Annotated in this window: 19 protein-coding genes; 9 read left to right on the forward strand and 10 right to left on the reverse strand. The window is 47.0% G+C overall.

Annotation, left to right across the window (positions count from 1 at the left end; all coding sequences use genetic code 11):
- Positions 1–98 precede the first annotated feature (98 nt).
- Complete coding sequence (locus E7L17_RS11130; RefSeq protein WP_316323293.1) at positions 99–2,396, reverse strand: cell division protein FtsA; 2,298 nt, start codon at positions 2,394–2,396, stop codon at positions 99–101.
- A gap of 284 nt (positions 2,397–2,680) precedes the next feature.
- Here E7L17_RS11130 and E7L17_RS11135 point away from each other — a divergent pair, with 284 nt between their 5' ends.
- The 4 genes from E7L17_RS11135 (at position 2,681) to E7L17_RS11150 (ending at position 6,177) form a co-directional block, all read left to right on the forward strand.
- Positions 2,681–3,304: a TrkA family potassium uptake protein gene (locus tag E7L17_RS11135; RefSeq protein WP_316323294.1), complete on the forward strand. Its 624-nt coding sequence runs from the start codon at positions 2,681–2,683 to the stop codon at positions 3,302–3,304.
- A 107-nt stretch (positions 3,305–3,411) separates the two neighbouring features.
- Positions 3,412–4,077 (forward strand): potassium channel family protein, encoded by a 666-nt coding sequence (locus E7L17_RS11140; RefSeq protein ID WP_316323295.1) that lies wholly within the window; start codon positions 3,412–3,414, stop codon positions 4,075–4,077.
- Between the two features lie 153 nt (positions 4,078–4,230).
- Positions 4,231–4,767 carry a QueT transporter family protein gene (locus E7L17_RS11145; RefSeq protein WP_316323296.1) on the forward strand — a complete coding sequence of 179 codons (537 nt, stop codon included), beginning with the start codon at positions 4,231–4,233 and terminating at the stop codon, positions 4,765–4,767.
- Positions 4,768–4,791: 24 nt separating this feature from the next.
- Positions 4,792–6,177, forward strand: coding sequence for a TrkH family potassium uptake protein (locus tag E7L17_RS11150; RefSeq protein ID WP_316323297.1), 1,386 nt, complete (start codon positions 4,792–4,794; stop codon positions 6,175–6,177).
- A 237-nt stretch (positions 6,178–6,414) separates the two neighbouring features.
- On the opposite strand, the gene E7L17_RS11155 is transcribed toward E7L17_RS11150, so the two are convergent.
- The 7 genes from E7L17_RS11155 to E7L17_RS11185 all read right to left on the reverse strand — a co-directional run bounded on the left by E7L17_RS11155 (position 6,415) and on the right by E7L17_RS11185 (position 13,533).
- A complete protein-coding gene (locus E7L17_RS11155) occupies positions 6,415–7,182 on the reverse strand; it encodes a TIGR03943 family putative permease subunit (protein ID WP_316323298.1) in 768 nt (255 codons plus the stop codon).
- Between the two features lie 5 nt (positions 7,183–7,187).
- Positions 7,188–8,747 carry a permease gene (locus E7L17_RS11160; protein WP_316323299.1) on the reverse strand — a complete coding sequence of 520 codons (1,560 nt, stop codon included), beginning with the start codon at positions 8,745–8,747 and terminating at the stop codon, positions 7,188–7,190.
- A gap of 4 nt (positions 8,748–8,751) precedes the next feature.
- The gene (locus E7L17_RS11165; RefSeq protein ID WP_316323300.1) at positions 8,752–9,726 is read right to left on the reverse strand and encodes a GTP-binding protein; all 975 of its coding nucleotides are present in this window, start codon (positions 9,724–9,726) and stop codon (positions 8,752–8,754) included.
- A gap of 19 nt (positions 9,727–9,745) precedes the next feature.
- Positions 9,746–10,540 carry a metal ABC transporter permease gene (locus E7L17_RS11170; protein ID WP_410470663.1) on the reverse strand — a complete coding sequence of 265 codons (795 nt, stop codon included), beginning with the start codon at positions 10,538–10,540 and terminating at the stop codon, positions 9,746–9,748.
- A gap of 144 nt (positions 10,541–10,684) precedes the next feature.
- Positions 10,685–11,431 carry a metal ABC transporter ATP-binding protein gene (locus tag E7L17_RS11175; RefSeq protein WP_316323302.1) on the reverse strand — a complete coding sequence of 249 codons (747 nt, stop codon included), beginning with the start codon at positions 11,429–11,431 and terminating at the stop codon, positions 10,685–10,687.
- Positions 11,432–11,477: 46 nt separating this feature from the next.
- Positions 11,478–12,443 carry a metal ABC transporter substrate-binding protein gene (locus E7L17_RS11180; RefSeq protein WP_316323303.1) on the reverse strand — a complete coding sequence of 322 codons (966 nt, stop codon included), beginning with the start codon at positions 12,441–12,443 and terminating at the stop codon, positions 11,478–11,480.
- Positions 12,444–12,546: 103 nt separating this feature from the next.
- Positions 12,547–13,533: a Gfo/Idh/MocA family oxidoreductase gene (locus E7L17_RS11185; RefSeq protein WP_316323304.1), complete on the reverse strand. Its 987-nt coding sequence runs from the start codon at positions 13,531–13,533 to the stop codon at positions 12,547–12,549.
- Between the two features lie 1,022 nt (positions 13,534–14,555).
- On the opposite strand from E7L17_RS11185, the gene E7L17_RS11190 reads away from it, so the two are divergent.
- From E7L17_RS11190 to E7L17_RS11205, 4 genes are all read left to right on the forward strand, one after another.
- Positions 14,556–17,243, forward strand: coding sequence for a calcium-translocating P-type ATPase, PMCA-type (locus E7L17_RS11190; protein ID WP_316323305.1), 2,688 nt, complete (start codon positions 14,556–14,558; stop codon positions 17,241–17,243).
- Between the two features lie 824 nt (positions 17,244–18,067).
- Positions 18,068–18,835: an SDR family oxidoreductase gene (locus tag E7L17_RS11195; RefSeq protein ID WP_316323306.1), complete on the forward strand. Its 768-nt coding sequence runs from the start codon at positions 18,068–18,070 to the stop codon at positions 18,833–18,835.
- A 34-nt stretch (positions 18,836–18,869) separates the two neighbouring features.
- On the forward strand, positions 18,870–19,310 hold the full coding sequence (locus E7L17_RS11200; RefSeq protein ID WP_316323307.1) for a DUF3783 domain-containing protein: 441 nt from the start codon (positions 18,870–18,872) through the stop codon (positions 19,308–19,310).
- Between the two features lie 24 nt (positions 19,311–19,334).
- Positions 19,335–19,787: a GNAT family N-acetyltransferase gene (locus E7L17_RS11205; RefSeq protein WP_316323308.1), complete on the forward strand. Its 453-nt coding sequence runs from the start codon at positions 19,335–19,337 to the stop codon at positions 19,785–19,787.
- A 163-nt stretch (positions 19,788–19,950) separates the two neighbouring features.
- Here the strand turns inward: E7L17_RS11205 and E7L17_RS11210 are convergent, their stop codons facing one another.
- Positions 19,951–20,601 carry an HAD-IB family phosphatase gene (locus E7L17_RS11210; RefSeq protein WP_316323309.1) on the reverse strand — a complete coding sequence of 217 codons (651 nt, stop codon included), beginning with the start codon at positions 20,599–20,601 and terminating at the stop codon, positions 19,951–19,953.
- A gap of 627 nt (positions 20,602–21,228) precedes the next feature.
- Here E7L17_RS11210 and E7L17_RS11215 point away from each other — a divergent pair.
- Complete coding sequence (locus E7L17_RS11215) at positions 21,229–22,005, forward strand: CAP domain-containing protein (RefSeq protein WP_410470664.1); 777 nt, start codon at positions 21,229–21,231, stop codon at positions 22,003–22,005.
- A 302-nt stretch (positions 22,006–22,307) separates the two neighbouring features.
- Here E7L17_RS11215 and E7L17_RS11220 read toward each other — a convergent pair whose 3' ends face one another.
- Complete coding sequence (locus tag E7L17_RS11220; RefSeq protein WP_316323311.1) at positions 22,308–23,510, reverse strand: homocysteine S-methyltransferase family protein; 1,203 nt, start codon at positions 23,508–23,510, stop codon at positions 22,308–22,310.
- Positions 23,511–23,561: the final 51 nt, after the last annotated feature.

Raw genomic sequence — 23,561 nt, forward strand, 5'->3', positions numbered from 1 at the left:
CAAGTGTCAGACCGTAATATGCCCTTGCAAGGGCGGCCAGTAATGGAGCCTTATAGGCGACTAAGAAAAACCGCCGGCTTAGCCGGCGGATATTTATTTTATTGGGGTCTTATTTGCCCGTCCCAGTAAATCTCTACCTCGTCGCCGTCCTTTAACGGTTCTAAGTAGCCTGCTTCGCGCCCATTAATGCGCAAAACAATCGAGCCCTGCGGTGTGGCAAGGTCAACATCCACCAAATTGAGCGTGTCAATCAGGCAGTAGGGGGAACGGTCCGTTTTTCCGCTGAGACGTACAGCGCGCCCGTTTAAAAGTACAAGCACAGGCGGCGTGGTCTCTTGAATGGGTGCTGCCTGCTGCTGTGGTTCGGCAGGTTCATCCGGTTCCGCTCCTTGGCGTGCTGTCAGATTAGTCTCTGCCATTTTAAGCTGTTGGCTCTGCGCCTGCGCCTCTTTTGCGAGTATATCGGCTAAATCGGGCTCATCTTTTGGCTTCAGATGGTATTGCTCCTCCAAGTTGGAAAGTATTTGCTCCTCTATTTCTGGTTGTGCAATACTTGACTCTACTATCATCGGTTCAAATTCGGGCTCTGCCGTAACCTCATTACGATTCCAATTTATTGGCTCAATTCGGTCGCCGGGGTGGAGCAAAGTGTGAGGAGGATGGGCTTCCCCATTTACCAAAAACACAGCACCTTCTGGAACGCCGGCAAAAGAGAGCAGTTGTTCCAGTGTGTTTACGGGGCGGGTGCGAATTCGGTCACGGGCACAAATGGTTTGTTCCGCTGTACCGGGGTGACCGTTTACCATGACCCGCAAACCAAGGGAGATTTCTTCGTTTATTAAAAATACGGTTCCAGGGGAGTGTAGATCGGCAACGTCGCCAACGGTGAGAGTGGCATCTTTGCCGTTTTGAGCAGGCTCAAATAAAATGGAGTCACCTGCACGCACCGTGTCGGATAGAGAGGCGTCTGCACCATTAATTTGTATTTTTGCCACTGCGGGGTGTCCGCCGTATATGACCTTGTTCTCACCATCCAACTCAAAGACAAGGCTTTTTCCGGAGCGGCCAATCATCTGGTCGTGCCTCCAGCCGTTCATCAGCAGAACATCCAGTACCGAGAGGCTGTTGCTGCGGAAGAGCTTGGCTCTTGCGCCATTCAGTAAAACGGTAAAGCTGTCGCTGATTAAATTAAGTGCGGATGAAACCGCGATACCCAAAGGAGTTGCAAATTCCGGTGTCATCAGGTTGGGGTCGGCCTTGGTCAAATAGGTGGAAAAGTTTTTCCCTCCCAAGGCCACACGGTTTGCAGGAAGCTCGAGCATTTCAGCTACACAGGGGCAAAGGCCAGGCAGCTTACTACCGCCGCCAACTAAAAAGACGGCACTGGGCGCTTCTCCATTGGCTTTAAGTATTTGCTGGCTAATTTCTTCACCCAAACGGCGAAGTACCGGAGCCACCTTTTCGTTTAGCTCCTCGGCGGTTATTTGCTGATCCAGCCCTAATATATCTTGGAAGAAGATGTCTTCCTGTTGATCCAGCTTCATTTTCATGCGCTCCGCCGTGGGGAAATCCACGAGGTACTCCCGCATGAGTGCTTCGGTTACTTCGTCGCCTGCAATGGTGGCCATTGTGTAGCCTACCACACCGCCATCCTTTGAAACGGCGATGTCGGACGTACCTGCGCCAATGTCAACCAATGCAAGGTTTAACAGGCGAAGATTTTGGGGGATGGCCGCATTCATAGCTGCGATTGGCTCGAGGGTCAAGCTTGCCACCTCAAGGCCGCATTTCTGCATGGCAGTATAAAGGCTGTCTACAACCTCACGCGGCAGAAATGTTGCAATTACGTCTGCTTCCAGCAGCTCACCACGGTGGTCAAGCAGACTCCCCATGGGGTATTTGTCCAGTAAATAGCGCGAAACAGAATACCCAACGAGGTAAAATACGGAGCGGCTGTCCTCCTCCACCGTAGGGGCAAACTCCTGCTCTGCCAGTTGTACCGCACCGGCCTCTAGTCGGCACAGAATTTCAGGTGTAATCACCTGTGGGCTTTGCAGATTAAGCTCATAATGAACCTCACAGGTGCGCAGGGCGCGACCTGCCGCAGCTACACAAACGCGGGTAAGTGGGTAGCCCACCCGTTCCTCCAGCCGGCTTTTCACCAGACCGGCTACGCGGCTCACCTGTTCAATGTCTTCAATTTGCCCATCAATCATTGCGCGCTTTTCGTGTTCTGCTATTTCAACGGCGCACACTTCTAGCTTCTCGCCGCGGGGCAAACCCACAATGCCGATAATACTGCGTGTACCAATGTCCAGTGCAAACACATAATTCTCCGGTGGGGTTTTCTCCCGACTATCTGTGTTGGTTAGCCACGCTTGGTTTTCTTTCTGCATTGAAAAAGACCTCCGCTTCTTTGTGTTCGCCAAATTACGACCAAATCATACCAACTATATTACAATAAGAGAGTAGAAAATGCAATTCTTGAAAGGTGGAAAAGCGCTCTATTCCTACAAGAAAAACAAAATAAAATGGGTGCTAGACAGAACGATGCAAAGATGATATGATGATGCTGTTATCTGGCAGAAAGCCCCGGGCGCAGCGCAATTTTGCGTATTGCCAAGGGGCGGTTTGTTATTTTGCCAGTGTTTTGATGCGAAAGAACCGGAGGGAAGTTGAATTGAATATTTTGGTGGTGGGCTGCGGGCGTCTTGGCTCTGCACTGGCCGAACAGTTGGATGCGGAGGGCCACGACGTAGCTGTGGTGGATGGGCAGGAGGATAACCTGCTGCGTTTGCCTGAAAATTTCAGTGGCGTTAAAGTAACCGGTATGCCCATGGATCAGAGCGTGCTGCAAGCGGCTGGAGTTCAAAGCTGCGACGCTGTTGCGGTTGTTACTCCAGATGATAATTTAAATATAACAGTTGCACAAATCGTGAAGAACTTTTTCGGGGTGGAAAATGTGGTTGCACGAATTTCAGATCCCCGGCGGGAGAGTGTGTTTCATCGTTTTGGGCTTCGTACCGTTTGCCCAACCAACCTTGCGGCAGACGCTATGAACACCGTGCTTACCTCACCGTGGGAGCCGGTACAAATGACGTTTGAAACGGCTTCCGTTACGTTCCGTGTGAAAGAAGTGGACGAGCACTATATTGGAAAGGGAATATCAACGATTCCCATTGAAGATGGCTGGGTGCCCTTTGGTGTCATCCACCCCAATTTTGAATCGGAGCTTTACGATCACCAACATGATATTGTGCTAAAAGCAGGCGAAAAGCTGATGCAGGCGCACGTAAGCGACTAAGTATAGAAGAAAACGAAAATAAACCTCTTCTGTAACAGGCAGAAGAGCAAGAACTGGCCGAACACATTCCTTGTAATGAGTGCCCAGTATATAAAGGGAGAAATTCGATGAAAATAGTCATTATGGGCGGCGGCAAGCTGGGGTACAATGTAGCCCGCAATATGCTTGACCGAAAGTACCACATTCGCCTAATTGAAAAGGAATATGCCAAATGCGTTAAAATAGCGAACGATTTGGGTGTTGAGGTAACCTGCGGTGACGGCACCGAGCCCTCTATTTTGGAGAGTGCGTTAACCAGGGATGCCGACGCTTTCATTGCCGTAACCGGCAGCGACCAAGATAATTTGGTAGCGGCTCAGCTTGCCAAAATGGAGTTTGGTGCCAAAAAAGTGATTGTGCGGGCTAATAATCCGCGGAATCTGGAGGTTCTTCGAACCATGGGGCCAGACATTGCCGTCTCTAGTACCGAAATCATTACCAATATGATTGAGCAAGAGGTCGATTTAGCAGAAATGCACCTGCTGGCTACCCTCAATAAGGGTCGTGCCGGTATTTGTAGCATGGTGTTAACAGATGATACTTCTCTGCATGGGGTACGCTTAATGGATATTTCTTTGCCGGAAAATACCCTGATTGTCTCTATCATGCGTGCGGGTCAAATGATCATCCCCAACGGCCGTTCGGTTTTACACGCGGGAGATCAGGTGGTGGCTGTGTGCGAGAATAAAAACCAGAAAAAGCTGCTCCATATTCTTGGGGAACGAAACCATTAATTACTTAGAACACAAGAAAGCCAATTATTTATAATAAACAGCAAGAAATGAATTGATTTTCAAAATCAAAAGGAGTATTCTATATTTCATGCCCAAAGGGCATAGTCAGTCGCAAGATCCTGACTTAAAATAAAACTACGGGGGAATTAAAAAATGAAAACAACAGTATCCCGGCGCACTGTATTTTTAGTACAGGGCGCTATGATCGCCGCACTCTACGTGGTGCTCACCTTTTTGTCATCTGCCATGGGGCTTGCCTATGGGCCGGTACAATTCCGGCTGTCGGAAGCTCTCACCATCTTACCGGTATTTACGCCAGCGGCGATTCCCGGTATTACCATTGGGTGCCTTATTTCTAATTTAGGGAGCCCATACGGAGTGGTAGACATTTTGTGTGGAACAGGAGCCACGTTATTGGCGGCGGTTATTTCTTACCAATTGCGCCGATTTCGTCTGCATGGCCTCCCGGTTTTGTCTGCTTTGCCGCCCGTTCTATGTAACGCGTTGGTAATCGGCGCCGAGTTGGCTTTCTTTTTGCCGTCTGGCTTTACGGCAGCGGGCTTTTTCGCTGCTGGGGTGTCCGTTGGTGCGGGCGAGCTGGTCGTTCTTGCGGTGCTGGGTCTGCCTTTGGCATTCTTGTTAGAAAAATCCGGAACAGCGCAAAAGCTGTTTAACCAGACGGGATACTGATTGAATATTTGAGGGAGAAGACACATGGGATTGGGCACGACTCTGAGCAAAAAAATGAGAACTACTCCGCCGGTAAGGCTTGTGGTCATCAGCTTTTTGATTCTAATATTAATTGGTGGTCTTATTCTAATGCTGCCGGTTTGCTCACGCAGCGGGCAAGGAACAAGCCTGCCGGATGCCCTGTTCACGTCGGTATCTGCGGTATGTGTTACGGGTCTCACCAAGTTTGACACTTGGCTGCACTGGAGTGCATTCGGCCAAGTGGTGATCTTGCTTTTAATTCAACTTGGCGGCCTTGGCATTATTACCTTTACCACTGGTTTTGCTCTTCTTTTTCGGCAGAAGGTGGGTTTGCGCGAGCTTTCACTGGCACGCGAAAATTTGCAGGGCGATAACCTGAACGTTTCTCAACTTCTCCGCATGATTTTAACAGTAACCTTTGTGGCGGAAGGAGCGGGTGCGCTTATTATGGCGCTGCGCTTTGTTCCCCAATTTGGGCCGTATGGCCTTTGGCTGGCAATCTTTCATTCTGTATCGGCTTACTGCAATGCAGGGTTTGATATTATGGGTTTTATACACCCTTACGCAAGTCTCGCACCCTATGCGGGTGACCCCTTGGTGATGGCTCCGGCCTATATTCTAATGCTAATTGGCGGCGTTGGCTTTGTGGTAATCAGCGATGTGTATTACACAAAGATTTACCGCCGTATAAAGGGGCAAAAGCCCTCTCCGCTAAGCTTTCATACCGTATTGGTGCTTGTGAGTGAGTTGGTTTTACTTACCTTTGGTATGCTGGCGTTTTTGTCCTTGGAGTATGACAATACACTGAGCAACATGAATTGGGGAGATAAAATTATCACTTCTTGGTTTCAGTCGAATACGATAAGAACCGCTGGGTTTACCGCAGTAGACGTAACACAGCAGAAAGATCTTACCACCCTTATTACTCTGGTGCTCAGCTTTATTGGTGCGGCGCCCTGCTCCACTGGTGGCGGTATTAAAACAACCACTTTGGTGGTGCTGACCGCAACGGTTGTAAGTGTGATGCGTGGGCGGGAAGATACGGTCATTCGCCACCATATGATTAGCCATAATGTGGTTTACCGTGCGCTTACGATTTTCACCGGAGGAATTCTAACGGTATTTGTTACAACAGGTATCGTGCTTTTGAGCAATACGGAGCTCAACGTGGGCGCAATGGCGGCTTTGCAAGAGGCAGTGGCGGCGTTCAGTACCATCGGCATGAGCCCGAATCTCACTCCGCTTTTAGATGATCCATCGTTAATTGCGCTTTCTTTGGCTATGTTTATTGGTCGTGTGGGACTAGTGTCACTAGGCCTTTCAGTCTCCATTCGCCATTCTGGGAAGCCCGGCTGTGTTATGCCGGAGGCGCGTATCATAGTAGGATAAGTACAGCTGTATGAAACTTGAGCCTGACGCATTCTTTGCGTCAGGCTTTTTGTGTTCCTGTGTCCTGTTTTCATGAGATAGAGTAGTGCATAAATTGCACTGCTTGATCAGGCTAAAATAATAGATTCTTGAGGAAATAACACCAACTGAATATAAGTTGCTATAACAATAAAAAAAGAAACTGCCTTAAAAATTTTTATGGCAGTTTCTTTATTTTTAATATGATGTTGTGGGGGGTTAAATGGGATACAAATACCCAGAAACCTCTTTTGCAGGAGTTGTGGAGGTGATGGTAATTTGTGGTTCCGGTGTGCCTTGGTACTCCCCGTAGTGAAGCGTGCCCTCCACAGTGACCCATTCGTTTTCTTTTAAATCATCTACTTTATCATACTGGCAGAGTAAACCCAGTGGTGTTAAGTCCGCTACACAGCAGCTCATCATTAACCTTGCAGGTACAAATTCATTACTCTTCATCTGTGAAGAATCACGGAACACAAAGCCCGTCATACGAACGTGGTAGCCATCGTATTTTTGAGGGTTCTCATAGAATGCGGTTATCCACAAGTAAAACTCACTATCACTAACGGTTATAGTTTTATTGGCTTCATCGAGTCCGGTAAGCACGCCATAGGCTTGCTCTGGCTGCTTGGAATTGGAAGAAGATTGCTGCTGCACCGTGTTCGGGGAATTGGCAGCACCCACATAGCCAGAAGAAAGCGAGGATGAGGTTACGGCACTGTGGGGGAGTAGGAGTAATAAAAGCGGAAGAGCCAAAGTAAGGCAGTGAGCAGCGCGCGGTTTTTGAACGGATCGGGTACGCCGCAGCAGACCAAAAACACCCCAAAGTACCATAATGGCGACGGTAAAGTAGAGGTAGGGGAGTGTTTTCGGAGTGACGTACTGTAAATACGCTCCGGTAACTGCTAAATACAAAATCATGGCGGCGAACGATAAGCAGCAGGCAGCCTCAAGGAGGGTTTGCGAGTTGCGTGTTCTTTTATCCATAGAGATTAGCCTCCTACAAAAAAGCGTGCGGTAGTGTATACAACCACAAAGCAGACGGCAAAGCATACGAACAGTAGCTTTGCAACAAATCGGCGGGAGAAGCCGCCGGATAGCATCAATACGTTTTTGATGTCCATCATAGGGCCGAATACAAGAAAGCCCATCACCGGCTCCATGGGGAAGCGGGCGGCAAAGCTCTTTGCAACCACCGCGTCGGAGGAGGAGCAAAGTGACAATAAGAACGCCATTGCCATCATAAAGAGCAGTGACAGTGCAAAATCCGTAGGGGTTTGCAACAACAGGGAGTTTGACACCAGCACTTGGAAAACAGCAGCGAGGAACGCACCTACCGTCAGGTATTTTGCCACACCAAAGAATTCGGCTTGGGAATGGCGCAGTAAAAGCGAGATGCGCTGTGCCGCAGTTGTTGCATCCTCTGCACCACCGTAACACCCACAGGAGCACATAATGTGGTCGTAACCCGAGGAAACGGAGGTTGCCTTGCTGGGCCGCAGTGCAAACCAGCCGCCAATGAGTATAGCAGAGAGAATTCCCATGCCAACTCGACCGAGCATAATCGAAAGGTTTCCGTTAAATGCGGCGTAGGTGGAGAGCATAACCACAGGGTTAATCACCGGAGTGGCTGTCATAAAGGTGACCGCCGCCGGCAGTGGTACTCCCTTTTTTACAAGACTGCGAAAGATGGGAATGGAGGCGCAGTCGCAAACCGGAAGGCAGAATCCTGCTAAAATGGCAACCAACATCCCACCCGCCAGATTTTTGGGGAATAAGCGCTCTATGGTTCGTTGCGGAATAAAAACCTGTATCGCTGAAGAAATCAAAACGCCGATTAATAGAAAAGGGATGCCTTGCAGCATAATGCCAAGGAATATGTTAATTACCGTATTCATACGGGTTTGTGATAAGTGGAAGGTGGCCTCCGCACCCATATACAGTGCGGCAAAAGCGAGAATAAAAAGGGCAAACCCGGCGGCAGGGCTGCTTTTTCTTCGTGTTGCCCGCTGAAAAATTTTTGAAGTGGCGTCGTCATCCAGCACCTTAACGCCAGGATTTATTTCTCGTAGAAGCTTTCGGGCACTGTGAAATTCCGCATCGGTAAACGCATTTCGAATCACAACAAAATCGCAGGCGGCAATTTGCTCAGGAAGAGCAGAGCCGGTGCGGCCCAATACCTGTGAAAGTGTTTGTGCATCTGCCATGTGAATCATGCGTTTGATTTGGCAGCCAGAAAGCTCCGAACGCGAAAATAATGTATACAACTCCTCGAGCGGTGTAACACCATTCCATTCCACCCATATTTCATCGGGCGGGCAATCTGCCACATATTTGCCAATGCTTGCGGCCGCTTTTTCTGGTGACTGCTCAAATACACGCTTTGGTACAACCATAATATCGCAGCCAGTTTTCTCTGAGATTTCTTCCACTCCCGATTCAAACTGCACGATAAGGCGGTGCTTTTTAATTCTGTTCTCTAATAGATGATTGAGTAAGACGGTTTTACCGGATTCTAAAAATCCTGTTACTACATATACCGGAATAGACAAGTGCTCACCTCTTTTCAAAAACCTGTTTTAGCGCTTGCTTATTCAAATCTCTGCCGATGATGCAAAGAGTACCCGGCTGTAAATCGCACGGGGTTAAATTCAGCTCGCCGGGCAAGTACTGTACGGTAACCGAACCCGTTTTGGTGCCTACAATGCCTTTGGCGCGCAGAATATGACCGTAATTCTCTGCTTGTAAAATGCGAAAGGCATGCTTTAGTTCGGTTGTGGTTACAGTTTGCGGAAGTTGGATATCCAGCGTTTCAAAGGCATCCTCTGCGGAATGGTCATGGCAGCAATCCTCGTGACAGCACTCGCCATTATGGTGGTGATGATGTCCATGGTGGCAGCAACCCTCGTCGTGACATTCCTCGTGGTTCTTCTGTGCAGGCTGGGTAGTCTGCCCTAGAAGAGCGGGAATGTCTAGTTCGCTCCAAACACATTCAAAAATTGGAACGTGAGGAGCCAGTGAAGCAATCTGCTTTTTTGCTCCGCTCACTTTCTCTGGATTCTGCTCCGTTCGACTGAGCAGAATCACATCGGCATGCTGAATTTGGTTCTCATAGAATTCGCCAAAATTATCTATGTACATACGGCAGCGAACAACGTCTGCAACCGTGATTTTACGACGTAGCTGTGCTAACTCTGCTATTTTGGCGGCTTGGCATGCGGTTTCTATGTCGGAAAGCTTGCCAACACCGGATGGCTCAATCAGAATCTGTTTGGGTGAAAATTCGTTCAGTACCTCTAGAATGGCCGCCTGAAAATCGCCAGTCAGGCTGCAACAAATACAGCCGGCACTCAGTTCTTTTACGGCGTAGCCGCCGGAGCGGATGAGGGAGGAATCAAGGCTAACCTCACCAAAGTCATTTTCAATCACTACGGTTTCTTCGGGTTTGAATGCTTCACGCAGCAAGCGATCAATCAGTGTAGTTTTTCCTGCGCCCAAAAAACCAGAGATAAGATAGATATCCGTTTTCATAGAAGTCTCCTTCGCAAACCTAGACACTTGCTCGCCGATTGGCACCAAACACGCTTTTTGCAAGCAAAATAATAACCAATACCACAACGCCAATTAAAACAATCGTTGCGCCGGGTCTTAAACGGGCATAGTACGATAAAAACAAACCCGAGACCGTGAAAAACAAAGCAAACACAACTGCCCAAAGCACCGTTTGGCGGTAGCTTTTTGCAATTTGCATGGCGCAGGTGACAGGAATAACCATCAGCGATGATATAATAAGAGCACCAACCGTACGTGCCGCCACGGATACCGTAATTGCGGTAAGAATGGTAAAAATAAAGTTTACTGTTTTTACAGGAACTCCGGCAAGCCTTGCGGTTCGTTCATCGAGTGTGATTAAAAATAATTCGCGATATAAAACCAGAAAGCAAATGAGAACAGCCGCGCTGATACAGCAAACAAGCACCAGCTCAAAATCGCTGATGGCAACTATGCTGCCAAATAAGAAGCTGTTAAAATTTGCGGCATTTTTTACAAAGCTGGATAGTACACCCGCAAGCCCCACACCGGCAGATAAAATAATGGCGATGGAAAGCTCGGAATATTTGGGGATTCTTTTGCGGATTGCCTCAATGCTCAATGCGGCGGCAATACATGCAACTACCGCACCCAGTATGGGGTTAATGCCCAGTACCAAACCCGCAGCAACACCGGCAAGACTGGTGTGAGAGAGCGCATCGCCCATCATCGAAAGGCGCTTGAGCACCACAACAATACCAATACAGGGCACAGTCGCCGCCAAAAGAATACCGACCAAAAAGGCCCGCCTCATAAATTCATAGTCCAGTATGGACACCAAAAACCATTCCTTTCAATGGGAGAGTCGTAAAAGCAGGAACCCCGTGCAGGCCAAATAGAATATGGCTTGCACGGGAAAGAACAGTATTATCGCATAAAAATAATGGCAGTAGCTGCCTTAGTAGGTTCGGTCAACTTGCTTTGGCGGAATAGGGTGCTTGTGCCGGTGCTTTGCTTCATCGTGCAGTTGTTGGTGGTTCAGCTCAAGTAACGAGCCTTCTTCCAAACAAAACACCCGGTTTACCGTATCCATCGCACCGGCAATGTCGTGTGTAATCATAATAATCGTGAGCCCGGTTTCGCGATTTAACTGGGCGAGCAGCTCGTATAATGCCTGCACCGTTTGAGCGTCTACTCCAGTGGTAGGTTCATCAAGAAGCATCATCTGCGGGTTCGCTGCAAGCACTCTGGCAAGCATGACTCTCTGCTGTTGCCCACCGGAAAGCTCACTGAGCATTCGTTTCGCGTAAGGCAGCATGTTTACGGCTTCCAGTGCTTTTCGGGTTTGCTCTCGCTGTCGTTTACCAAAGAAATGCAAAAACCCGGTTCGGGAATACAGGTTTGCACGCACGATTTCTTCCGCCGTAGCTGGGAAGTTTTCGCTGGCGGCTGTACCGTTCTGTGGTACGTACCCAATTTTCGACCAGCTGTGGAACTGCGAGAGCTCTTGCCCAAACAGCTTAATTTCACCCTGTTGAGGCATCAGCTCGCCTAAAAGCAGTTTCATCAAAGTGCTTTTTCCAGCACCATTTACCCCAATGATAGCAGTGAAATCGCCGCGCTTTAGGGAAAAGCTTACGTCAGACAGTATGGGCTGCGAGCCATAGGCAAAGCTGAGATGATTAACTTCAAGAATTGAATTCATTCGATTCGCTCTTTTCTGTAAGGCACTTACCGTGCGGGTGTTAAGCTTAGCCGCCGTTTGCCACGCGGATTGCCTCAAGATTTTTCTCCATTATGGAGAAGTATTCCATGCCCTTCGCTTTGTTTTCATCGCTTAGGCCCTCAATGGGGTCTAACACAGCGGTTTTGGCACCGGTAGCTTTCGCGATGGTTTCTGCAATTTTGGGGCTTACCATTTCTTCAAAGAAAATGGTAGTGATTTTACGCTCTTTTGCAAACTGGATGATTTCTGCCATGCGAGCAGCATCCGGCTCCGAATCAGGCGAAAGACCTTCGATTGCCACCTGATTGAGGCTGTATTCTTTGCAAAGGTAGCCAAATGCTTGGTGAGCAACTATTAAATCTTTATTTTTTAGATTGTTTGTCATTTGACGGAACTGATTGTCCAGCTCGTCTGCCATAGCCGCATACTTACTGTAATTTGCTTCAAAGGTATCTTTGTTGGATGGGTCTGCTTTTGCAAGCGCATTTTTAATATTTTCCATCTCTTTTTTCGCATTTACCGGGCTAAGCCACACATGCGGGTCGGTAGAAGCTTCCTTTGCATCCGCTTGCTTCTCTTCCGCTTCATGCTTTCCTTCTAATAAAGATATTCCGGAGGAGGCTTCTACGGTAACGAGGTTTTTATTTTGCAGGGACCCAAGAACACTGTCGGCCCAATGTTCCAGCCCGGCACCGTTATAGATAAAAACATCTGCATTTTCCAGCCCGGCAATGTCGTTGGCCTGCGGCTCCCAATCGTGCGGTTCTGTTCCGGAGGGAACCAAATTAACCACCTCGATTTTATCGCCACCGATTTTCTGAGCAAAATCGTACATGGTATAAAAGCTGGTGTAAACCTTTAGCTTTTGAGTTTCACCAGAGGACGGTGTTACAGCGGTTGAAGAACTGGCAGGGCCTGCACCTCCGGCGCAACCGACTAACAGCACCGCACTGAGTGCCGCACTTACCAGCCCGAGTAATATCTTTTTCATGAATAGCCTCCTGTAATATCACTTGCAAATGAGATTCACTTGCATTTAGAATATGGTTATTATAAACCTCTATTCCAGTGACTGTCAAGAAAAAGAAAGAAAATTATCGAGATTGTTGTTCACAGGGGTAGCAGATTCCCCATTGTGTACGGATGGAATCCATCATACGTAAGATACGCAGTGTTTCTTCATGGGGAATTTCGGGGCATTCTATTTGTCCTTGCTCTAGTGCATGCAGGCATGAGAGTACCTCGTATTCCATTCCGCTAATTTGTTCCGGCCGCTGGAAAATGTGAACTGAGCAGCGATTTTGGTCAAACACTTCAATTTGTTCGGGGTTGTTTAGGTTATTGATTGTCAAATAGCCTTTGCTGCCATATACATATGCTTTTCGGTCGCTTACGGCGAGCATGGTGCTATTTAGAACAGAAAGCTTCTGCCCGGGGTGCTTGAGGGAGAGGCAGCTTTGAATATCGACTCCCTCTTCGGATTTAATGACAGAGGTAGAAATATTTTCAACCTCTGTTCCGAATATCATTGCATCTATTGTAAGCAAGTATACCCCAATATCGAGCAGAGCACCCCCGCCAAGCGCAGGGTCTTTCAAGCGTTGCAATGGGGCTAAAGCGCTCATGCTGGCTTGCAGCAAATACGGCTCGCCGATTACGCCATTTTGGAGCAGCTCTTTAAGCTGGAGTGAAAGAGGCATGTATCTTGTCCACAACGCTTCGGTAACAAGCAGGTTCTGTTCGGCTGCTTTTGCAAAGACTTCTTGTGCTTGGGCTTCATTAATGGTAAAAGGTTTTTCACATAGCACGTTTTTACCATGCTCCAAACAAAGTAAGGCATGCTCATGGTGACAGTTATTTGGAGTTGCAATATAAACAAGGTCGATCTCAGGGTCTTGGGCTAACGCAAGGTAAGAGCCATACGCTCGTGGAGCACCAAAGCGTTGAGCAAATGTTAGGGCTCGTTGTTCATCCCTTGCAGCAACGGCAACAAGATGTACCTCCGGGATTTGGGAGAGGGTTTGAGCCATTTTTTCGGCAATCCCTCCGGTACCGATAATTCCGATTTTCCATTGGCGCATTGTGAGCATTCCTTTCTGAAATCGAGTTCTAAATCAATGGGAATCTTGTGTTTTCTATAAATTGTAAAGTTTGGTAGTAAATTATGTGTTATCATTATATCAAGGAGTAGACATGCAATGCAAGAATACGTTTTTCTATTTTAACAATATTCGTAACTGCCGCGCGCACCGCAGGTAAGGGAAACGAAAACAAGTATAGTGTATCCGCAAAGCTCTGGGCACAGTATGTGCATTGCTTAATTGTCCTTAAGGTGATATAAAGAAATGTAGGGAATGACGTCCAAAATAGTTAATAGGAGAACTTCTTATGATTTTAATAAATAAAGGTTATGTGATATACCACCAACATTTGAACAGAGAATACAAAATGCACCGTTCAGCGGAATTGAGAAACATATCTTTTAATTCAGGCGAGAAGAAATACATATATAATTGCAGTAAAGAACATTAAAAAAACATCTGTGAAACAGTTATTTACATAGAAATCGTAGACAGAAAGAGTTGACCCTACTATAATATATACATTAGAACGTCTTTTTTTAAACAAAGTATTGCAGGGGAAATGACATTTTATGTCGTTTTTTATCGCGATTGTCATAAAATTTTCCCATTCTACTCTTCTTGCAACATTTTTATAAACTAAAGAGCCGCAAAAACGCCGAAAATGCGGGGAACATGTGAAAAAAATTCAAAAATGACGCGAAAATTTGAAAAAAGCACTGGACAAATAATGTCTGATGAGAGATAATAGATTTTGTAACAGGAAATGGATTCATATTGTGGGGAACGACTGTGCAATATGGGCTCCAGCCACGTTTTTCTCGGGATTGCTGTTTAGCGCTCCCGTCTTTTTCTTTGATTTAACGTATCTTTCGGGGGGAAGAATCTTGTTATTTCTCAAACAAAGACGACCGCTTTTTTTGACGGAATACGAATACTGTCTTGCAATTACTGAGAGAAAATAACCGGCTGTACCAGATTGGCTACGGTTAAATCAAATTATTGGAGGTTGACATCTAGGAATGAATTGGCACGCTGAAGCTCTAGAAAAAGTTCAGGAAAACCTGAAAACGGACTTCAAGCTTGGTCTGACCTCTGCAGAAGCAGAAGCTCGCCTGCAGAAATATGGTCTAAATAAGCTGAACGAAAAGCCACCCCGTACCTTCTTCCAGCGTTTTATGGACCAGATGAAGGATGTTATGATACTCATCCTGATGGTTGCGGCACTCATCTCGGTTGTACTAAGTATTTACAATACGATGAATGGCCATGAAGCGGAATGGATTGAGCCTATAGTTATTGTATTAATCGTTTTGCTCAATGGCATTATGGGTGTCATTCAAGAGAGCCGCGCGGAAGCAGCACTCGAAGCACTGAAGAACATGACAGCACCCAATGCGAAAGCGCTGCGTGATGGCAAGATACAGTCCGTTCCTTCTTCTAACTTGGTTCCCGGCGATGTCATTGAGCTAGAAGCAGGAGATTTTGTTCCGGCAGACTGCCGTTTGATTCGTAGCTCCAGCCTCAAGTGTGACGAGGCGGCGCTAACCGGTGAATCTGTTCCCGCTGATAAATTGTCAACAGACGACATAAAAGAGGATGCGCCCTTGGGCGACCGCTTTAACATGGTACATTCTGGCTGTGCGGTATCTTACGGTACAGCAAAAGCACTGGTAATCGGTACCGGTATGGATACCGAAATGGGTAAAATTGCCGCGTTGCTGGATGAGGAAGAGAAGGGTCTTACCCCGCTGCAGCAGAAGCTGGCACAGCTTGGTAAATACCTTGGCGTACTCACCCTGATTATTTGTGCAATTGTTTTTGTTGTTGGTTTAATAGACGTTGTTGGCCCGCTGGAAGGCGAAGAGGCGATTAACGGCATTTTAGAAATGTTTATGACCGCTGTTTCTCTGGCAGTTGCGGCAATTCCCGAAGGCTTGCCGGCAATTGTAACCATTGTGCTTGCAATTGGCGTGCAGCGCATGGTTGAGAAAAACGCAATTATTCGCCAACTGCCCGCAGTTGAAACTCTGGGCTGCACCTCTGTTATTTGCTCTGATAAGACCGGTACCCTTACCCAGAACCGTATGACTCTGGTAAAAGCATATACCGAAAAACAGGGTGTGCTGGCACTTGAGGGTGCTCTTTCAGACGAAACTCTCTCTCTGCTGCGTTTGGGCACCTTGTGCACAGATGGTATTGTTCGCATTGAAGAGGATGGCACCGAGAAACACTTGGGTGACCCGACTGAAACCGCGATTGTAGCATGCGCAATGCGCAATGGCATTCTTCGCGAAGATTTGGAGCATTCTGCTCCCAGAATCGGCGAGGTTCCCTTTGATTCAGACCGTAAGCTTATGTCTACCGTTGTAAGAACAGACGGTAAGATTGTTGTAGTTGTAAAGGGTGCACCAGATATTCTTTTTGGCCGCTGCACCACTGGCGACATTGAGGCAGCTACCCGTGCAAACGAGCAAATGGCAAGCGAAGCGCTGCGCGTTCTTGCTGTTGGTAGCAAGGTTCTAGAAAAGGAACTCACCTCTTACTCAGCGGAAGAGCTGGAAAAAGACCTTACCTTGGTTGGTTTGGTTGGTATGATTGACCCGCCCAGACAGGAAGTTAAGGCATCCATTGCCGAATGCTACAAGGCTGGTATTCAGACCATCATGATTACCGGTGACCACGTTGCAACAGCCTCTGCAATTGCAAAGGATTTGGGTATTCTTCGTGAAGGCGATCAGGCAATTACCGGTGCACAGCTTCAGGCAATGAGCGACGAAGAATTGTCTCAGAACATTAAACACTACAAGGTGTATGCTCGTGTAACACCGTCAGATAAAATCCGCATTGTTAAAGCTTGGCAGAATGAAGACCAGGTTGTAGCCATGACAGGTGACGGCGTTAACGATGCCCCGGCTTTGAAAGCCGCGGATATTGGCTGTGCGATGGGTATTACTGGTACCGACGTTGCGAAGGGCGCTGCCGCGATGACTTTGACAGACGATAACTTCTCTACCATTGTTACCGCTGTAAAAGAAGGCCGTGGTATTTACGATAACATTCGTAAAGCGGTTCACTTCCTGCTGTCTTGTAACCTTGGTGAGGTTGTCACCGTTTTCGTTGCAATGCTGCTGTGGAAAGAATCTCCGCTTATGCCCGTACAGCTTCTCTGGATTAACCTTGTAACAGATAGCTTGCCGGCACTTGCGCTTGGTATGGAGCCTGTTGAATTTGATGTAATGAGCCGCAAGCCCCGTTCCAAGTCGGAGAGTATTTTTGCTCACGGCGTGGGTGCAATGGCAATTGTACAAGGCATGATTATTGGTATAATTACCTTGACTGCCTATTATCTTGGCAGCCGCGTGATTACTCCCATTTCCCCGAATGCTATGGGAATCGATGTAGTACTAGGTGAGAGCATGGCGTTTGCCGTACTGGCAATCTCTCAGCTCATTCACGCATTTAACATTCGTTCCAGCCATTCTCTGTTTAAGGTTGGCTTCCTAACCAACAAGTACATGAATGGTGCGTTCTTGGCTTCTTTGGCTTTGATGCTGGTTGTACTTCTCGTTCCGTCCCTCAACGACGTTTTCAACGTAGACTTTATGCATATGCAGGCTTGGTCGATCGTTATCGGTTTGAGTTTTGTCCCGTTGGTTGCAGTTGAAATTATTAAGGCAGTACAGCATGCCATGGCGAAAAAGAATTAAGCTTTCTTAAGTGCGATGAGCCGGATTCCTAGTGGAATCCGGCTTTTCTAATTTCTTGAGATTTTTGAATGATTCAATTAATTAACTGCTGCGAAAGTAACGTTTTTCTAATTTGTTAGCCTGTTTTTTGTCTTGCGGTTTGTATTGGTTGTGTTATAATAACCTCACGGCGTGACCAAAAACATAGCTTTCGACGCCTGAGAGAGCATTGAATCATCCGCTTAGTTATTTTTCAGCCCGCTTGGTTCGATGAAAAGGGATTTAAGAGATAGATGATTGAATAACCTCACGGCGTGCCCGAAAGCATAGCTTTCAACGCCTGGGAGAGCATTGAATCATCCGCTTAGTATTTTTCAGCCCGCTTGGTTCGATGAAAAGGGATTTAAGAGATAGATGATTGAATAACCTCACGGCGTGACCGAAAGCATAGCTTTCGACGCCTGAGAGAGCATTGAATCATTAGCCTAGTTATTTTTTAGCCTGCATAGGTTCGAAGAAAAGAGATTTAAGAGATAGATGATTGAATAACCTCATGGCGTGACCGAAAGCATAGCTTTCGCCGACAGGGAGAGCATTGAATCATCCGCTTAGTTATTTTTCAGCCTGCAGGGTTCTATGAAAAGCGATTTAGGAGATAGATGATTGAATAACCTCACGGCGTGCCCGAAAGCATAGCTTTCGACGTGTAAGAGAGTATGGTACTTTTCTTACTTATAGGCTATTTATTGAAACACGAGAGACGATGGGCTTATGGTAGAGCCACATTTTAATGGTATACTAATCCATGTTTGTAGCCTTAAAAAGTTGGAAGGAGTGATAAGAAGATGAAAGCGTTAATTACTGGAGCCAGCTCGGGAATAGGGCGGGACATGGCGAGAATTCTAAGCCGACGTGGTTATGACCTGATTTTAGTTGCTCGCCGAAAAGATCGGCTTGAGGAGCTGCAACATCACCTGCCCTCATATGTGAAAATTATCTGCTGTGACTTAAGAGATGAAAAGGCCTGTTTTGCCCTCTACGAACAAACCAAAGAGGAAAATATTGATATACTCATTAACAATGCCGGATTCGGCCTGTTCGGCTCTTTTCTAGAAACGGATTTGCATCGGGAGCTTGAGTTACTGGATTTAAACGTTCGAGCTGTGCATATTCTCACCAAGCTGTTTTTGCGTGATTTTGTGAAGCGAGATTCTGGTTATATTCTAAATGTTTCATCAAGTGCCGCGTTTTTGCCTGGTCCGCTGCTTTCGTCTTATTACGCTTCCAAAGCGTATGTACTGCGCTTAACGCAGGCAGTGGGTGAGGAACTGCGCCGCAAGGGCAGCCATGTTTATATTGGGGCTCTTTGTCCCGGGCCAGTTAAAACAGAGTTTGACCAAGTTGCAGATGTACGCTTTAGTGTGAAAAGCATGACTAGCCAAAGAGTGGCGATGACTGCAATACAGCAGATGTTCTCTCGTCAGCCGGTTATTATACCCGGTAGCACAATGAAGCTTTCGAAATTCTTTATGCGTGCAATACCAGATTCTCTGCTTGTTCGCATTTCTTACCATATGCAGAAGAGAAAGCAAGGGCCAGAGAGAGACCAATAGAAAGGAGTGGCGCGCATATGCGCCGAAAAAACAGATGAAAGCAAGAGTTGCACAAGAGGTGGTTTTATTATACCATCTGCCGGAAGATACGGAATTGGGGAAAAATGCGGTAGAAGCGTTTCGCAGAGCCGGAATACCCTACCGCCATGTAACACAGGAACAACTGGGAGAAAGTGTGGGGGCACTTGTAACTGCCTCTCTGGAAGGAAAACGCTATGAGGGCGAAATTCCTGAGCGCGGTGCAATGGTGTTTGCGGGCTTTACCTCAAACCGGCTTGACCAAGTGCTTAATCGCCTCCATTCCGTAGACCCTCGGAACCAAGCGATGAAAGCGGTTGTTACTGAAACAAACCGTACTTGGGCTTTTGGGGAGCTTTTAAGCGAGCTTTCTCGTGAAAGAGAAGCAATCCGCCGCCAGCTGCAGGAACAGCAAGAGAAAGCAAAAGCGGAACTGGAGCAGATTCCCCAAGAATAAAAAGCAAAAGCTAGGAGAACCAATATGAAGATCGTTTCTGTGCGCAAAGAGCAGGAATACGCTCGTACAGCCATTGATTATTTTCAGAAGCAATGGGCAAGTGAAGAGAGTAAAATGGTGTATGAAGATTGCATCTTACAATGCTTGAACTCCGATTCCCCCATACCGCAATGGTATTTGCTTTACAAAGAGGATAAGCTAATTGGCTGTGCCGGGATGGTTACAAATGATTTTATTAGCCGAATGGATTTGTACCCGTGGTTATGTGCGCTTTATATCGAGGAAGAGCATAGGGGCAACTCCTACGGCTCTTTGCTAATAGAGAGAATTAAGGCGGATGCAATCAAGGCCGGCTACCAGAATGTATACCTATGTACCGACCATATAGGTTATTATGAGCATTATGGGTTTGAGTACATAGCACAGGGGTATCACCCGTGGGGTGAAAACTCCAGAATCTACGAGTGTCACTTGTAAAAACAAAAACAGGAGCCGTTTGAAAAATCTTCAAGGCTCCTGTTTTTATGCTTTTAACTTTGGTTTAAGCGATTTACGGATACTAACGATATAGTTTTGAATTAAAAAAGATATAAAATATATTAAGAAATAACCACAAAAGGTAAGCGATTGCATACCTGTATTATGGGCGAAGAAAAGAGGCAACTGCCGTTGAAGCTACTGGCTGCGGGCAGGCGAGGTGATCTAAAAGGGCGCAAAGCTGCTGTTCATCAAATACACAATAGTCAGCATTGTCCCGTGCTGCCGGTGCAATGGAACGAGATCCACCAAACCCAATTCCAGTGGTGGCAAGGCGCAGCATTTCAGCATCACTGGCACCGTCACCCACCGCAACAACTGGTGTGGGAAAATGCCCGATGATTTCTTTTTTATCCAAATAAAATGAGATACAGTCTATGTATCCGTTCCTTGTAACCGTCTTAGAGGAAAAACAGCGTTCCTCCATATGAAGGCGCTTGAGTAGCGGAAGCGTCCATACATCAGGGTGTTCTGTTGCTATAAAACAGTGTTCTCGGTGGCTACGTATCCAGTAAGCGAGGTGGTCGTTTAGTGGAATCTCACGGGTAATATTTTGCGCTTCTTCAATGGATATTTGCCGAAGTAATTCAATTTGAAGTTGATAGCTTTCTTCAAAGGGGAGAAGGCCGCGTCTGGCCTGCTCTGTAATCTCACTCGATTTCTCTTCCAGCCCAATCTGTCGGGCCAAAAGAGGTAGAATTTCTTCTTGTGTAATGGTTGAATCCAAATCAAATATAAAATAAGGTTCCAGCATGAACGATAGTCCCTCCTAGAGTTGATTCTATTATTATAGCGGAAAGAGGGGGCCGAGAAAAGCAAAATGCCAGAAGATACTGCTTTTAACATTATTTACAAAATGGGATGTAGACTAGCATTTCCTTGGGGTATTTGCAATGGAAATATTGAGTTTAAAGTCTTCCTTTCCCTGCCGCGAAAAGCAGGCTTTTACAGAACGGTACAATTAGGAAGACTACTTGGCAATATTTACAGCTTGCAATGTATTACAAAAATGTTACAATTATGACAAGTTATTACAAGCTAAACACCAAGGAGGTACGAAAGAATGAAATTACATAGGTTATATGCCGCAGTGATTGCGGTTGCCGTGGGTTCCAGCGTAACTGCATCAGCGGTTGCATTCCAGCAAAAGGCTGTTCCTACCGCAGGGAAGGCAACCTCTAGCCCTACAAGCACCGTGAAAAATACGAGTGCTTGCTCCAGTAATGTTGAAAAAGCTGTGAATCAGGCACTAGCTAATGCTGGTAAATGCACAACTGGCCAGGCTGGCAAAACAAATACCGCAGTAAAGGCAGCCACAGGCTCTAACAGCAACAATGTTACAGTAAAGGCAGCTACTGGCTCCAACTGCAATAACAAAGCTGTGAAAAGCCAAACAACGAGCACTTGCCCCAAGGCGACTTCCGTTCCAGATTTGTCTTCTGTATTAAACCAGATTTCCTGCAAGCAGGCTGCAAACGCTAATAAATCTTCAAACGGCTGTGCAGTGGCTGTGCCGAATTGCTTCCGTGATCTTTTAGAGCGTTGCGGCTATTCGGTGCCAAGCAAGAATAATTGCGGCTCTACAAGCAGTCAGACCCCCAGCAAGCCCTCAGAATCTTCCAGCAGCCAGACTACCTCCAGCGCACCTTCCTCTGGCTCTTCTTCGAGCACACCGTCTTCCAGCACTCCTTCCTCCAGCACACCGTCTTCCAGCTCTTCCTCTAGCACACCTTCTTCCAGCAATGGAAACTCGAGCACGGTTTCTTCCACAAAACCGTCCGATTCCCTTACCTTTGAAGAGCGTGTCGTTGAGTTGGTGAACCAAGAGCGCGCAAAGGTTGGTCTGAAGGCTCTGAAAATGAACCTGAAGCTTTCTGATGTAGCTCGCGTAAAATCGCAGGACATGCACGATAAAAACTACTTTTCTCACACCAGCCCCACCTACGGCTCTCCCTTTGACATGATGAAGCAGTTTGGAATTACGTACCGCACCGCTGGCGAGAATATCGCTATGGGCTACCGTACTCCCGAAGCCGTTATGGAAGGCTGGATGAATTCTCCCGGACACAAAGCAAACATTCTGAATAGCTCTTATACTGAAATTGGTGTAGGCTATGTAGCATCCGGTAGCTATTGGACACAGGAGTTCATCGGCTAATTTCGCCAAGCTGGAACTTCAAATGCTTAGTTCATCCTTATAAAAACCATTTGCTAAGATTATTATTAAAACATTCTCTTGCTGAATGGATAAATGAAAAAGGCATGGGTCAAACGACCTATGCCTTTTTTGCTGTAATAAAAATTTATTTCATATTGATAAATTAAAAAAGCAAAACAATCTCTGCGCCAAATGAGTTATGATTAAATTTACACGTAGAAAAGGCAGACAGCAAATTTGCTGTCTGCCTTTTTCATAACCCACGAATGGGGGTTTCTTTTTAGTCATAGAATAAAAGCTTGCTAATAAACGATAGCGCCGTATTTGCTTGCGGTGCGTTCAATGAGTTCCAGCTCAATCTGGCAGTTCGTGTCTATAATTAAGCGCCCTTGCACGTATCGTAGAGCGGCCTCTAGAATATTACGGTTGTCTGTATGCACTGCAAGTGGTAAACGGCTGACCGAGGCAAACTGAGAGAGCAGCATCACGTCGTCCAGTGTATTCAGCTCAATGAGAGCGGCATTTACCTGCTCATCGTCCAGATCGATTAAATCCTCTTCCAGGGCAATGGAGCATTCAATTGGTTCGCTCAGTGTTATGTCGCTTCCCAAGAAAAAAGCCTCATTTTCTGTTGCAGCGGCATAATTGTCGGCGTCCTCGTAATCCGATTCAAACCGAAAGGGCTTCTGCGCGCATTGGTTCAGTTTGCGCCAGTGCTCTGCTGTTTGGTCGCCCCCAATTCCCAAGAACGGCACTCCTGCATGCAGTAAAGCAATTGCTTGCAATGCGAATTCATCCGGGGTTAGGCCATTTGCACAGGGAATCGCACACAAAGGAACCGAAGCATGGGGCATAACCTCTTTTAAAAGAGGTAGCATTTCAAGTGGAGTCATAGAACCGCCGAGTCCAATAGCCTCTACTCCCATCGCCTGCAAGGTTATTACAGCGGGCAGCAGGGAGCCGCCAGTAAGCGTTTTGCCGCTTTCGTCTACCGTTAAGGTGACGAACACCGGGAAGTCTGAGGTGCGCGATGCGAGCACCGCCGCTCTCATATCTGCCATAGAGGTTTGATTTTCTATTAGAACAAAGTCTGCTCCGCTTTGCTCTAATACACGAATTTGGTCACGGTAGCCATTGAAAATGTCATCAAAATCTGCTTGACCGTATGGCGGAACAAATAGCTCACTGCTACCGATTCGCGCACCTACCGGTACACCAAAGCGCTGTGCTGCGGTTTTAGAAATCTCTAAAAGTCCGGCATTGAGCAGGCGCACCTGCTCCTGCAAGGCTTCGCGGTGGTCTGGTGAGAAAACGTGAGAAAAAGCGGTGGGAGCGCATAGGCCTCCAATACCGGCACTGAGCCACTCCTCCTGTTTTTGTCGCAGCAGTTCACCGTTCTGAAGCAGCCATTGCTCTGCACTCAGATCGTCGCCGGCAGAAGATATGTGAAAATCTTCTGCGGCAGGGCCGCCCAAAAGAAAAGGCAGCCTCCAAGGAACGTTCATGATGACATCCTCCTGAAATTGATCCCTTATAGATACGATAAGACGCTCTGA

Source organism: Clostridium sp. (genome assembly GCF_032576335.1).
GTDB lineage: Bacteria > Bacillota > Clostridia > Oscillospirales > Acutalibacteraceae > Faecalispora.

Bases quoted from the DNA above. Each gene is read 5' to 3' on its own strand.
- E7L17_RS11195 (WP_316323306.1), top strand. From the start codon at position 18,068: ATGAAAGCGTTAATTACTGGAGCCAGCTCGGGAATAGGGCGGGACATG.
- E7L17_RS11185 (WP_316323304.1), bottom strand. From the start codon at position 13,533: ATGCGCCAATGGAAAATCGGAATTATCGGTACCGGAGGGATTGCCGAA.
- E7L17_RS11140 (WP_316323295.1), top strand. From the start codon at position 3,412: ATGAAAATAGTCATTATGGGCGGCGGCAAGCTGGGGTACAATGTAGCC.
- E7L17_RS11200 (WP_316323307.1), top strand. From the start codon at position 18,870: ATGAAAGCAAGAGTTGCACAAGAGGTGGTTTTATTATACCATCTGCCG.
- E7L17_RS11190 (WP_316323305.1), top strand. From the start codon at position 14,556: ATGAATTGGCACGCTGAAGCTCTAGAAAAAGTTCAGGAAAACCTGAAA.
- E7L17_RS11145 (WP_316323296.1), top strand. From the start codon at position 4,231: ATGAAAACAACAGTATCCCGGCGCACTGTATTTTTAGTACAGGGCGCT.
- E7L17_RS11205 (WP_316323308.1), top strand. From the start codon at position 19,335: ATGAAGATCGTTTCTGTGCGCAAAGAGCAGGAATACGCTCGTACAGCC.
- E7L17_RS11180 (WP_316323303.1), bottom strand. From the start codon at position 12,443: ATGAAAAAGATATTACTCGGGCTGGTAAGTGCGGCACTCAGTGCGGTG.
- E7L17_RS11165 (WP_316323300.1), bottom strand. From the start codon at position 9,726: ATGAAAACGGATATCTATCTTATCTCTGGTTTTTTGGGCGCAGGAAAA.
- E7L17_RS11210 (WP_316323309.1), bottom strand. From the start codon at position 20,601: ATGCTGGAACCTTATTTTATATTTGATTTGGATTCAACCATTACACAA.
- E7L17_RS11170 (WP_410470663.1), bottom strand. From the start codon at position 10,540: ATGAGGCGGGCCTTTTTGGTCGGTATTCTTTTGGCGGCGACTGTGCCC.
- E7L17_RS11155 (WP_316323298.1), bottom strand. From the start codon at position 7,182: ATGGATAAAAGAACACGCAACTCGCAAACCCTCCTTGAGGCTGCCTGC.
- E7L17_RS11220 (WP_316323311.1), bottom strand. From the start codon at position 23,510: ATGAACGTTCCTTGGAGGCTGCCTTTTCTTTTGGGCGGCCCTGCCGCA.
- E7L17_RS11130 (WP_316323293.1), bottom strand. From the start codon at position 2,396: ATGCAGAAAGAAAACCAAGCGTGGCTAACCAACACAGATAGTCGGGAG.
- E7L17_RS11175 (WP_316323302.1), bottom strand. From the start codon at position 11,431: ATGAATTCAATTCTTGAAGTTAATCATCTCAGCTTTGCCTATGGCTCG.
- E7L17_RS11150 (WP_316323297.1), top strand. From the start codon at position 4,792: ATGGGATTGGGCACGACTCTGAGCAAAAAAATGAGAACTACTCCGCCG.